This is a genomic window from Brucella sp. MAB-22, assembly GCF_025908475.1.
GTDB lineage: Bacteria > Pseudomonadota > Alphaproteobacteria > Rhizobiales > Rhizobiaceae > Brucella > Brucella anthropi.
The window spans coordinates 1,300,805-1,313,234 of sequence record NZ_CP109781.1 but is presented as its reverse complement, the minus strand read 5'-3'; the positions used below and the strand labels follow the sequence as shown (position 1 = coordinate 1,313,234).

The window sequence follows — 12,430 nt, the reverse complement described above, 5'->3', positions numbered from 1 at the left end:
TCTGCGTTCAGAGTTTGCTCCCCGAGCCCTGAATACTCAAATGTTCACAGGGGCCGTTGTTGAACAGTTTAAAAGAGAAGGCGGTGCCATAACGGCGAAAGGCACTAGCCGGAACTCCAACGGATTCCGGCTAGTGCTTCGTTCTCTCTTTGCCGTCCGGTTATCATGCCTTATGGAGCGATTGCCCGTAGCGATCGTGACGGCGCACCCAGTCCATGCCTCCGGCTTCGTTGCGACCTTTCGGAGCGAGATCGAGCATATTGTAAGTGCCCATCATTACCTCGACGCCGCGCCCATAAGTGGAGTAGGTCCGGAAGACCTCGCCCGCATCGTCTTTGTAAAAGGCGCTGACGCCCGGCCATTCTTCACCGTTTTCCTTCCATTCGCCGAAATTATAGTCAATTTTTCCGCTGGCGACCTCATCGGGTGAGAAGCTCACCCGAAAATCGTAGTTGAAGTCAGTGTCAAACGACGACACCCATTTGAACTCCCAGCCCATACGTTTGCGGTAACGTTCAATGTCGGCAAGCGGCGCGCGGGAGACGGCGATCATGGTGACGTCGTGATGCGCAAGGTGCTTGTTCATACCATCGGTGTGGTCAGCCATGAAGGAGCAGCTGGGGCAGCCTTCCTTCCATCCCGGCGCGAACATGAAATGCTGCACCAGAAGTTGAGACCGGCCATCGAAGAGATCTGCCAGCGTGCTTGAGCCGTCCGGCGTGTCGAAGACATATTCCTTGTTGATGCGCACCCACGGCAAGGCGAGCCGCTGCTGGGCAACCTTGTCGCGAAGACGCGTCAACTCCTTCTCCGCTTTCAGGAAATCCCGGCGAGCGGTCAGCCAGTCATCATGTAAAACAACAGCGTGTTGCATTGTGAGTCTCCTATGGTTTGGTATTGGGGAGTTGGAAACGGGCGGCAAAAAGCTTCATCCACGGCGGTAGGTGAAAGAGGCTCATCAACACGTACATCACGGCCATACTGTTGACGGAGGCGAAGGTCGATGCGCCGGAACACATCATTATGTCCTGCGAGCCGGATGCAGAAATCCACGCCATCAGCGCGAATGTCGGAGTTGCGGCGAGCCCAATCCAACCGGACGCTTTGCTCGTCAGTCTGGACGGCGAACCGACCTTTCCTGTTACGGTGTGCATTGGCATTTCCGCTTCTCCCATCGAATTGCCGTTTCCAGCGGTTGCGATACAATGAAGCTAGCTCGGATGGAGGCGCGCGTGAGAGTTACAAGTGTGACGGGATTTCAATGGACCCGCTGATCGCCGCCGCTGCAAACGCTCTCTCGGCAGGCGATCCCCTCGCCGCGCTGAAAAGGGTTGCATTACGTGATGACCCGCCAGCGTTGGCGTTGCGCGGCATCGCAATGGCGCAACTCGGAGACTTTGCGCGCGCTAGGGGGCTTCTGCGAAGCGCTGCGCGTAATTTCGGCCCGAAAGAACTTGTAGCCCGTGCGCGTTGCGCCGTTGCCGAAGCCGAAATCGCACTTGTTTCGCGTGATCTCGGCCGGTCATTGCAAAGGCTCAATGCAGCCCGGTCGGCACTTCAAGCGTTCGGTGACCGCAGCAACTCGGCGCACGCCGGCTATCTCGAAGCTCGGCACCTTCTCCTGATTGGCCGTCTTGATGAAGCCGAAGCATTGCTCAGTCAATTGGATGACAGCGCTCTGCCTCGCGCGTCGCTGGCCGGTCGGGAACTCGTGGCGGCTGGCATAGCCATCCGCCGCATCAGGACCGAACCGGCGAAAGCAGCTCTGGAACGGGCAAGACAGGCGGCGACAGACGCACGTATTCCGGCGCTCTCGACCGAGGTCGACCGGGCAGCACAAGCATTCGGCGCGCCAGCAGCTCGCTTGGTAACCTGTGGCAAAGAGCGTTTGCTCCATCTCGAAGACATCGAAAGGCTTTTGGCGTCCGATACACTCATAGTGGATACCTGCCGCAATGTGGTGCGTGGAGGGACAACAATAGTTCCACTCATCACTCGTCCGGTGCTGCTTAAACTCATGCGCGCTCTGGCGGAAGCTTGGCCGAAGGATGTAGCACGTGAGACGCTTCTCAAACGCGCTTTCAACGCGCGGCAAGCTGATGCGTCACACCGCGCGCGCCTGCGTGTTGAAGTTGCCCGGCTGCGTGAGGCCGTCAAACCGCTGGCGACACTGAATGCAACCAGGGACGGGTTTGTTCTGCAACCTCACACCACGCGCAATGTCGCCGTGCTGGTGCCGCACGTAGAAGGCGACCGTACCCAAATCCTAGCTTTGCTCAGCGATGGGGAAGCCTGGTCGAGTTCGGCATTGGCACTGGCCTTGAACGTGAGCCCACGTACAGTGCAGCGAGCACTCGAAGAGCTTGCCCGCGACAGCAAGGTTGAGACGTTCGGGCGCGGAAGAGCATGCCGCTGGATCGCGGCGAGTGTACCCGGATTCCCGACAAGCTTGTTGCTCCCCACCACGCAGATTTACAGTTAGGATGAAGACATGAAACACTCAACCGCTGAAATCATCCGTGAATATGGCCCCTTCCCCGATGCAGATGATGTGGCCGGGGTCAGCTTCGACGGCAATAAAGTTTGGTTTGCAACGGGCAAGAAACTGAATGCTCTTGACCCCGAAAGCGGGGAGATCCTGCGCTCGCTCGACGTCGCGGCCGATGCGGGAACCGCGTTCGACGGCGAGCACTTGTTCCAGATCGGTGATTCCATCATCCGAAAGATCGACCCCAAGACCGGGGAGATAGTCGCCACAATACCGGCTCCCGGAAATGGCGGAAATTCCGGCCTGGCCTGGGCAGAGGGTTCGCTCTGGGTCGGACAGCATCGCGACCGCAAGATACATCAGGTGAATCCCGAGACAGGAGAAGTACTGCGCACGATCGAATCCGATCGGTTCGTCACTGGTGTTACCTGGGCCGACGGTGAACTTTGGCACGGCACGTGGGAAAACACCGGGAGCGATATTCGCCGTATCGATCAGGAAACAGGTGCCGTGCTTGAACGTTTGGACATGCCGGACGGAACCGGAGTATCAGGGCTTGAATCCGATGGCGGTGACCTTTTTTTCTGCGGCGGCGGAAGCAGCGGAAAGGTAAGAGCCATTCGTCGACCCCGGCATGACATCAAATGAGCGCATCGTGGCGGAAGCGCCGGTATAGGCTGAGTGCTGTTCGGGGCACTACTACATCCGACAGCTGGACATAATGAGCGAAAGCCTTCGCCATATGCGTTCATTGTAAACAAAAGGGTCAATACGATCAGACTAATTGCAACAGGTTGGTGCATGACGAATGGGCATCCAGACAGGGAAGCCGATGGCCCACGACAAGCCTGACGCCTATCGTCTCATGTTGGGGCGATTTGAAAGCATCCCTCAGCTTCGTAGACCGGCTAACACTGGGAGGCGCATCGCCGCTTGTCATACCAGAAGCCGCCCTCGCCTTTTCGTAAGCTGACAATCCTGTCGAAGTCTGCCTGTCACCGATTTGATTTCATCTGCAGTTTCCTTAACTGCTGACCCACAAATTGAAGTGCGAACTCATAGATGCCTTCATAAGAGATTTTCTTTTTATGTTGTGTAACAATGCCTTATGGACACTCTTCTTACTCTCAAATACAATTGGCACCATCATTTGACATTAGTCAAATCGTATGCTTGTCGTGTTGATTGAAAGACTTTTCTGTGCAACTCAGTCACAACAGAGACAGTAGGAAACGAGTATGACATCGGGCGCTCAAACACCGTCTGCGCATGCCATCCCGGCCGAGTTCGATGACGCCATCGTCTGGGCGGCATGGCTCTATTACGAGAACCAGCTGACCCAGAACGAAATTGCACAAATGATTGGCGTTTCACGCGCAACCATAGTTAACTATCTGCAGGAAGCGCGGCAAAGAGGCATTGTACGCATCCTGATGAATCCTGAAATCGCGACACGCACGCATATCGCACGTAAATTGGCTGCGCGGTTTGGATTGTCGGAAGTGCTCGTCATTCCATCGGAAAAATCATTCACGACAGAAACGCGTCTGAAAACGCTGGGCGCAGGTGGTGCACGTTTGATGGAACGCATAGTCAAGCCAGGCCAAACCATCTGTGTTTCATGGGGACGCACAGTACTCGCCGTCGCCGACGCTATTTCATTGCCGCAAGCCATGGAAGGGGTGATCGTAGTGCAGGTCACTGGTTCCTCCATCGGCAAAAGAGAGTTTTCCGCTGAGCTTTGCACATCGATCATGGCGCGAAACATGGGAGCAACCAGCGTCAATATGCTGGCTCCGGCAGTGCTGAGCACGGCCAAGCTACGGGATGCCCTTATGAGCGAACCCGTACTCCAACGACAGTTCGAACTGATCGGCCAGGCCAATATGATCGTGTTCGGTGTCGGCGGCCTGGCCGCCGACAGCACGATGCGCATAGCCGATGTGACCAGTAATGAAGAGATTGATGCTTATGCTCGTGAGGGGGCCGCAGCGGTCCTGATATGCCGCTTTCTTGATCGCGACGGTAACCAAATCGTCCGCGAATTCGACCAGCGCGTTATCGGCATCGAACTGGATGAACTGCGTGGTGTGCCAACGAGGCTCTGCGTTGCGGGTGGAGTCCAGAAGGTCGAAGCGATCCGCGCTGTTCTAAAGGGTCGTTACGCCACGCATCTGGTTACTGATATGGACGCCGCCGAACAGCTTCTTGCTGATTAGAGGGCGAGCCGATTTTCGACCGGCCCACCATCCGTCAGTTTATTGATGAACAGGCACGGTGTTCATGAACGCAAGCGTATCATCGAACGAACGGATACCCGCATCTGAACCGAGTCCCGTCGCGACCAGCGCTGCGGACGCCTGAGCGAAATTCAAAGCAGTTTTCAAGTCCATCTTGCGACGCAATGCTGTAATGAATCCGGCGTCAAAAGCATCACCGCATCCGGTCGTGTCAACAACCTCAATCCGGAAAGCAGGTTGACGCACGATTTCTCCCGATGCGTCCATGAAACAGACACCGTCGCCACCCAGCGTGAACACGCAATGCTTCACACCGCGTTCGAGGAAGAATGCTCCCGCGCCTTCGGCATCCGCTGCCCCCGAAATCTGCTTCGCTTCCTCGATGGACGGCATGAAGTAATCGATATGTGGGAAGAGTGGAGCGATAAGGTCAAGCGTGCCATCATTCGCGCCAAGCAGATCAAAGGTTGTCGTCCTTCCGCGCGCCTTTGCTTCGGCAAGCAACTTACGGCTCGGTTCGCCGTCGAGCTTTGCCAGCAGGCCGGTGCCTCCCAGGTGAATGATCGGTGGTTCCAGCACTGCATCCAGCGCATCGTCGGCGATCTCGAAATGATCGGATGCACCACGTGCATGCAAAGCCGGGCGCTCGCCGTTGCGGCGGATATTCAGAATCGTCGATGATGTTGGCACGCCTCTAAGACGCTGCATCTGTGCCGTATCGACCCCAAAACGTTGTAGCGTCGCGATAACAAAATCGGCCTTCTCATCGTCGCCAACTGCACCCACAGCCAGACAGTTGAGACCGAGTTTGGCTAGGTCCACCACCGTACCGCCGGCGGTGCCTGCAACGGTCAACCGAATTTCATCTATAAACTCAACATTTCCGCCTGGCGGAATTGCATCGACCGGCCGACCGAGCACATCAAGAATATAAAGCCCGACGACAGACACATCGTGTGACATGAAAAACCTCCCAGAAAATGCACAAGACCGCATCAAGAGCGCTTAAGCCAAAGCGCGATTATTTTGGTTTCAGCCGCGATCACGCAAAGCAAAGATTGTGCCAGCAAGCAGAATGAAAATACCTACGATAGCGAGCTGCAGTGTGCTTGGAATGCCAACAAAAATCAGCACATTACTGACAATCGTGATGAGAAGCACGCCGAGTAACGTCCCTATCACTGAGCCTGAACCGCCCGTGATACGCGCTCCGCCCAGCACAACGGCGGCGATAATTTCAAGCTCCATACCTGCAAGGTCAAAAGGATTTGCAAGACGATTGCTCGAAACGTGCACGACGCCCGCAATGCCGGCCAGAAGGCCCGCATAAGCAAAGACGAAAATACGCACACGGAAAAGGTTGACACCCAGTCTTTCGGCAATGCCCGGATTGCCGCCAACCGCAAAAATCGCGCGTCCCATCAGTGTCCGCTCAAGAATGAACCACGTCACGAGGGCAGCAGCCACAAGAACCAGAACCGTCGCCGGTAGAACGGAGACTACACCATTCGATGCATGATGGGTGAAGAGTGATGTCTTGCCAAATGCATCCATCGCCACCGGAATATTCATGAACAACGCGGTCCCGACAAAGGTCAGCAGAAAGCTGCGGATCACGTATTGCGTGCCGATGGTGACGATAAGCGAAGGCGCCTGCAGCTTCTGGACCAGCAGGCCGTTCAGCGCCCCGAAAGCAGCCCCCCCAATTGCCGCAAGGATCAGAATGATCGTCATCGGCATTTCGGGGAACCAGTTCGTAACCAGCATGGTAAGAGCGTACATCACAAAGGCCGCAATTGCGGTGAACGAGACGTCAATCCCGCCCGAAGCCAGCACGACCAGCACGCCCATCGCAAACAGTCCGCGCACGACGGAAGCGCGTAGAATATCCACGATATTGCTCATTTGCAGGAAATCAGGATTGGCTGCGATCACGACGACGCAGGTCACGATAATCAAAAGAAGCGTGAACATTTCAGGTCTGCGGCCCATCATATCCCAGAGCCGCGCACCAATACCGGGCTGACCTTTGTCCGTAACGTTGGCTGATACGATCTCGGTCATTGTGCCACCTCCTTCGACGTGCTGGCCATGGATTGGTAGATGGCATCTTCGGTCAGGTCTTCGGCAGCATGTGCTGCAACGATACGGCCCTGACGCATGATGAGAATGCGGTCACAGTTCTGCAGAAGCTCCGGCAGGTCGTCGCTGATGATGATGACGCCCATGCCATCATCGGCTAGGCGCTGGATGATGCGGAAGATCGTATCTTTCGAACCGACATCGACCCCGACTGTTGGCCCATGCAGAATTAACAGTTGCGGGTTAATGGTCAGCCAGCGACCGATCAAAACGCGCTGTTGATTGCCCCCCGATAAAGACTGTACTGGTATGGTGACATCCGGCGCTACAATCTGAAGATCCGCGACACTTTCCTCCGCAACACGGCGTGCGCGACGATCACTGATGATGCCTAGTGCATTGCGCAGGCGATCGAGGATCGGCAAGGTGATATTATCCTGTATGGGCTTTTCGAGGAAAAGGCCTTCCGTCAGCCGATCTTCCGGCACATAACCGATGCCATATTCAATGGCCTGTGCCGTCGATTGTGGTGCGATTTCGCGCCCGTTCAGGCGTACCTTACCATTCGTTGCCGGTTTGACGGCAGCAAGAGCAAGCGCAAGCTCGTTACGACCAGAATCCAGCAGTCCCGTGACACCGAGTATCTCGCCTTTTCTGAGACTGAATGAGACATCCTGAAAGGCTTCACCGTCGCCAAGCTTTTCAACTTCGAGCATGACTTCGCCCAGCTTGGGCTCGGTGCGATAGCGCGTTTGGCTAATTTCGCGACCCGTCATCCAATGACTGAATTCCGCTTTGCTATGCCCAGCGACGTCAAGTTCGGCCACTTTCAATCCGTCGCGCATGATAATTGCACGTCCGCCAAGCAATTTGCATTCATCAAGCTTGTGCGTGACAAACAACACCGCGACACCCTTGCTGCGGAGGCGCTCTACCACATGCAACAGATTTTCAACTTCCTGACGCGTCAGCGATGTCGTGGGCTCGTCCATGATAACGAGACGCGCTTCGGACGCAACGGCGCGTGCAATGGCAATCAGCTGGCGGGTCGCCAACGGTAGCGTGTCGGTTCGGCGCGAAAGAAACGCCTTGTCGGTTGGTAGGTGCACTTCGGCAAGCGCCCGTCGCGCTGTTTCATTCAGAAGGGAAACGTTCAATCGGCGAGCAAGGCGCCCAGAGGCTTCAACAAGCTGTTCGGTAAAGGCCACGTTTTCCGCAACGGAAAGATTTGGAAGCAGCGACAGGTCCTGATAGACGGTTTCGATCCCGGCGCGAAGGGCTCCTATGGCGCCGAGATCCCCAGCACGCGAGCCTATAACCTCACCATCAATCAGTATTTGCCCCTCATCGGCAGGTTGCGCACCCGAGAGGATTTTGATCAGCGTGCTCTTACCGCAACCGTTCTCTCCCATCAGATGGTAGATTTGTCCGGCTTCGATCGTCAGACTGACGTCTTTCAGTGCCTTCACGCCGCCAAAGGATTTCTTGACGTTTCTGACCTCAAGAAACGGTGGTACAGGATGTGTCGTGGCATTGACGGCGTGCATGGCAAATTCCTGAAATTATCGAATATTCTTTCCAGGACCGCCGTAGTGTGGTCGGCCCCGGAAGTCAGCTTTGGTGCGTTATTATTCGATCAGAACGGGAAGTCCTTGTAGTTGGATTTGTCCGCATCGACCCAGGCCTGCCCCTGGATGATGATGCCCTTGCCCGGTCCCTTGATAACAGTCATTTTCTCGTAACCCGGTACACCAAGGTCGATACCATCCTTGATCTCCTCGCCCTTCAGAACGAGATCGGAGACCTTGTTCATGACATAGCCAGCGTCTTTCGGATCCCAGAAGAAGATCTGGTCGACGGCGCCGCTTTCCAGATATGGGCCGGTATCTTTTGGCAGACCGAGACCGTACACACATGTCTTGTCTTGAAGACCGGCCTCCTCGACAGCGCGGCCAATCCCGATCACATCGATGGCAGAGGATCCCTGAAAGCCCTTGATATCCGGATATTTGCGGAGAATCTCCTTGGCTTTTTCATAGGCGCGGTTGGCATCGTTGAACGACTCGTTCTTTTCCGCCACCAGCTCCATGTCCGGATATTGCTTGGCGTTTTCTGCACCAGCATCAACCCACTGATTGTGAGTCAGGCTGCCCAGTGATCCAACGAAAGAAGTCCACTTACCGGACTTACCCATGCATTCAGCAAGCTTTTCGTTGATGCGTGCGCCGAAAGCCTTGTTGTCGAAGGCTTCGATATCGACGTCCGTATTGACCAGACTATCGCCTTCATGGGTGATGACCTTGATACCACGCTGCGAAGCGCGGCGCAGTACACCTTCAAGCGCTGATGGGTCCATAGGCACGATCGCAATCGCTGAGACGTTCTTGGCGACGAGATCTTCGATAATACGGGTCTGCTGGGCGGCATCCGCTTTTGCGGGTCCGACCTGGCTGGTGCTCACGTTGGGATTATCTTTGCCAAAAGCATCAACCCCTTCGTTCATACGGGTAAACCAGTTTTCGCCGGTAACCTTGACCACTGTCACGATGGTGGGCTTGTCTTGGGCAAATGCCGCCCCTGCCACGACTGTACTGGCAAGCATTGTGCCAGCTATTAGTTTGGAAAACATGCTCATATGACTCCTCCATGAATATAAGCAGATTGTTTCTTTAGGTGTTTGCCAGCATCCTTCATCTCGAAGTTGCCGGCTTTGTTTCTATTGTCGTTTTGGTCGTAACCAGTAACCCAAGTGCACGCGTGCCGATGCGAGCAACGCGAGAAGCAGAACACCCCAAGCGAGGTCGCGGAAGAAATTCGAAATGTTCATGAAGTTAAACAGGCTTGAGAGAATCTGCAGCGCGGTTGCAGCCAGCAACACACAGATGACCTTGCCATATCCACCTTCCGGCTTGACGCCGCCAAGAACGGCGATGAGGATAGCAATCAGCACATAAGACCCACCGTAATCCCACTTTACGGACGAGTTGCGTGCCGCGATGATAATTCCCGCAACGGACGCGAGCAGGCCGCACAGCGTATAGGTGATGAGGAGCATGCGTTTCTCATTGATGCCACCGTAGCGCGCTGCCTTGGCGTTGCTTCCGAGCAGCATGAGTTTCACGCCGAAAGGCGTATATTTCAGCAGAAATGAAAGCGCCGCAGCGATAACCAGAAATAGCGCGAAACACATGGGAATGCCGAGAATGGGCATGTTGCCGAAATTATCCAGCGGCTCGATGTAACCCATGCTGACGGCTGAACCGTTAGTGAGATAGACGGCTATGCCGGTAAAAAGAAGCTGTGTTCCAAGCGTAGCGATCAACGGAGTCAGGCGTGCATAGGCTATTACAACCCCATTGATAATGCCGCCAACCAGCCCGACAACGAGCGCTAGACCAGCGAATACCCATGAAAACAGCAAAGGCGCATCAGCAGCCGGAATGTAGTGGCGTGTCAGTAAGAACGCGATAATGCCAGCGAGATTTGCTAGCGCTATGCCGGACAGATCGATCCCGCCATTGCCGGAAATCATCGCCAGCATAACCCCCAGCGCAAGAAGTCCCAACTCCGGGACCTGTGAAGCCATCGACTGCAGATTATAACTGTCCATGAAATTGGAGCCGGCCAGAAAGCCGCCCGCTGCCAGAACAGCAACATTGATCAACGCCAGAAATAGCGTCTGTCGATCCAGGCTATTCGATGACACGTCCATCCTCCCGCTATCGAAGCACCTCTTTGATCATCAAACCCTGCCGCCTCCAGACAGTCTTATGACTTGAAGATCAAACTCACTTTTGACATTTGTCAGTCACTTTTGTCTCTTGTCAATATATTTCCCCCATTCAACGAGATCCTCTAAAAATGGAGCTGCAGGCTGAAACAGCCGAGCACATAGCAACACGCTCTGTCGAAGCCTAACAAGCGCGCAGAACTGCGCTAACAAATTGAATAGAAACGATCATTCATGCCTCCCAGTCCTTAGCCCGGTTATCAAAGGCCAGCGTTTCTCCCCTTCTTTTTACTTTCATACCGCATGGGTTGACATTTGTCGATCATTTATCGAATATTGTCAAAATGGCGACGGCGCTAACTGTTGCCAACGGAGGAACTGCATTGGAATTTCTGCTGGAAGTAGAAGGACTCAAGAAGTCCTTTGGTGGCGTTGCCGCCTTACGGGATGGACGGCTGAAGTTGCGAGCTGGTTCAGTTCACGCACTGTGCGGCGGAAACGGTGCAGGCAAATCCACTTTCCTGAAGATATTGATGGGGATTTATACCCGCGACGACGGTCACATCCGGCGACGTGGAAAAGACGTTGTTTATTCCAGTCCCGCTGAAGCGCTTCAGGCCGGGATCGCCATTATCGAGCAGGAATTAAGTCCGGTTCCGCATATGACTGTCGCTGAGAATATCTATCTCGGTCGCGAGCCGCTCCGTCGCTTCGGCGGAATCGACTTCAAGACGATGAACCGAAATGCTCAGAAACTTCTAGATCAGCTCGAATTCAAGATCCGTGCCAACCAGTTCATGATGAACCTGTCTGTTGCCCAGGTTCAGCTCGTCGAGATCGCCAAGGCGCTCAGCCACGATGCCGAAGTCATTTTTATGGACGAGCCGACTTCGGCCATCGGCGAAAAAGAAGCGCAACATCTCTTTGCCGCGATAAAGCGCCTGAAAGCGAGCGGAAAAGGTATCGTCTATGTCTCGCATCGCCTGTCGGAAATTTTCCAGATCGCCGATACCTATACTGTGTTTCGCGACGGCAGCTATATAGATAGCGGCAATCTCGATGGCATTACCCGTGCCGAATTGATCCGGATGATCGTCGGACGGGAGCTGGGCGACGAATATATCAAGACCAATACACCAACTGAAATACCAGGCATTGAGGTCTCCGGCCTTAGCGCGCCCGGCAAGATAACCGACATCTCCTTTACAGCACATAAGGGCGAGATTTTCGGCATTTACGGATTGATGGGGTCTGGCCGATCAGAAATATTCAACTGTCTTTTCGGGCTGGATGAAGCCTCCCAGGGTGCAATCAGACTTGAGAGTAAACCCGTCACCATCCGGCGCCCCTCCGATGCCATGGCTTTGGGACTGGCCTTTGTGACAGAAGATCGCAAGCTGACCGGCCTTAACCTTGATGACAGCGTTCGCAACAATATCTGCCTTGCCAGTCTTCCCGAGATGAGCCCGCATTTTGCAATGAACCAGCGTGAGGAAACATCCGCCAGCAGAGACATGATCGAACGGTTCAGGATCAAGGTCGCGCGCGATACGATGCCCGTTTCCGGCCTTTCGGGAGGCAATCAGCAGAAGGTCGTTCTGGGAAAATGGTTCCTGAGAAAACCACGCGTTCTGCTGCTTGATGAACCCACACGCGGCGTCGATGTCGGCGCGAAACAGGAAATTTATCGCATCATCTGTGAATTTGCCGCTGAAGGCGGGACCGTCATCATGGTCTCTTCCGAGATTGATGAAGTTCTTGGCATGTCCGATCGCATCATGGTCATGCGCAGCGGACAGTCGGCAGGCATTTTTCGCAGGGAGGAAACGGACGCGCAGTCGCTGGTGCATCTTTCGACATGAAAGCCGCCCCAAAAGCACCGTGTTTCGT

11 protein-coding genes are annotated in these 12,430 nt (G+C 54.8%); 4 read left to right on the top strand and 7 right to left on the bottom strand.

Annotated elements, in window-relative coordinates; genetic code table 11:
* Positions 1 to 163: 163 nt before the first annotated feature.
* A complete protein-coding gene (locus tag OHI65_RS05965; protein WP_125301020.1) occupies positions 164 to 874 on the bottom strand; it encodes a DUF899 domain-containing protein in 711 nt (236 codons plus the stop codon).
* A gap of 10 nt (positions 875 to 884) precedes the next feature.
* Positions 885 to 1,160, bottom strand: a complete 276-nt coding sequence (locus OHI65_RS05960) for a hypothetical protein (RefSeq protein WP_125301049.1) — start codon at positions 1,158 to 1,160, stop codon at positions 885 to 887.
* Between the two features lie 101 nt (positions 1,161 to 1,261).
* On the opposite strand from OHI65_RS05960, the gene OHI65_RS05955 reads away from it, so the two are divergent.
* The 3 genes from OHI65_RS05955 to OHI65_RS05945 all read left to right on the top strand — a co-directional run bounded on the left by OHI65_RS05955 (position 1,262) and on the right by OHI65_RS05945 (position 4,707).
* Positions 1,262 to 2,482 carry an HTH domain-containing protein gene (locus tag OHI65_RS05955; RefSeq protein WP_264358536.1) on the top strand — a complete coding sequence of 407 codons (1,221 nt, stop codon included), beginning with the start codon at positions 1,262 to 1,264 and terminating at the stop codon, positions 2,480 to 2,482.
* A gap of 9 nt (positions 2,483 to 2,491) precedes the next feature.
* The gene (locus OHI65_RS05950; RefSeq protein WP_125301022.1) at positions 2,492 to 3,136 is read left to right on the top strand and encodes a DUF5074 domain-containing protein; all 645 of its coding nucleotides are present in this window, start codon (positions 2,492 to 2,494) and stop codon (positions 3,134 to 3,136) included.
* A gap of 590 nt (positions 3,137 to 3,726) precedes the next feature.
* Positions 3,727 to 4,707, top strand: a complete 981-nt coding sequence (locus OHI65_RS05945; protein ID WP_125301023.1) for a sugar-binding transcriptional regulator — start codon at positions 3,727 to 3,729, stop codon at positions 4,705 to 4,707.
* 39 nt (positions 4,708 to 4,746) lie between these two features.
* Here OHI65_RS05945 and OHI65_RS05940 read toward each other — a convergent pair whose 3' ends face one another.
* The 5 genes from OHI65_RS05940 to OHI65_RS05920 form a co-directional block, all read right to left on the bottom strand.
* Positions 4,747 to 5,691, bottom strand: coding sequence for a carbohydrate kinase family protein (locus tag OHI65_RS05940; protein WP_029926512.1), 945 nt, complete (start codon positions 5,689 to 5,691; stop codon positions 4,747 to 4,749).
* A gap of 69 nt (positions 5,692 to 5,760) precedes the next feature.
* Positions 5,761 to 6,792, bottom strand: a complete 1,032-nt coding sequence (locus OHI65_RS05935; RefSeq protein WP_012093393.1) for an ABC transporter permease — start codon at positions 6,790 to 6,792, stop codon at positions 5,761 to 5,763.
* Positions 6,789 to 8,357 (bottom strand): sugar ABC transporter ATP-binding protein, encoded by a 1,569-nt coding sequence (locus OHI65_RS05930; RefSeq protein ID WP_114048050.1) that lies wholly within the window; start codon positions 8,355 to 8,357, stop codon positions 6,789 to 6,791. The genes OHI65_RS05935 and OHI65_RS05930 overlap by 4 nt, the downstream gene beginning before the upstream one ends.
* Before the next feature lie 89 nt (positions 8,358 to 8,446).
* On the bottom strand, positions 8,447 to 9,445 hold the full coding sequence (locus OHI65_RS05925) for an autoinducer 2 ABC transporter substrate-binding protein (RefSeq protein ID WP_012093395.1): 999 nt from the start codon (positions 9,443 to 9,445) through the stop codon (positions 8,447 to 8,449).
* Between the two features lie 81 nt (positions 9,446 to 9,526).
* Positions 9,527 to 10,516 (bottom strand): ABC transporter permease, encoded by a 990-nt coding sequence (locus OHI65_RS05920; protein WP_010659244.1) that lies wholly within the window; start codon positions 10,514 to 10,516, stop codon positions 9,527 to 9,529.
* A gap of 407 nt (positions 10,517 to 10,923) precedes the next feature.
* Here OHI65_RS05920 and OHI65_RS05915 point away from each other — a divergent pair, with 407 nt between their 5' ends.
* A complete protein-coding gene (locus OHI65_RS05915) occupies positions 10,924 to 12,402 on the top strand; it encodes a sugar ABC transporter ATP-binding protein (RefSeq protein ID WP_125301024.1) in 1,479 nt (492 codons plus the stop codon).
* Positions 12,403 to 12,430: the final 28 nt, after the last annotated feature.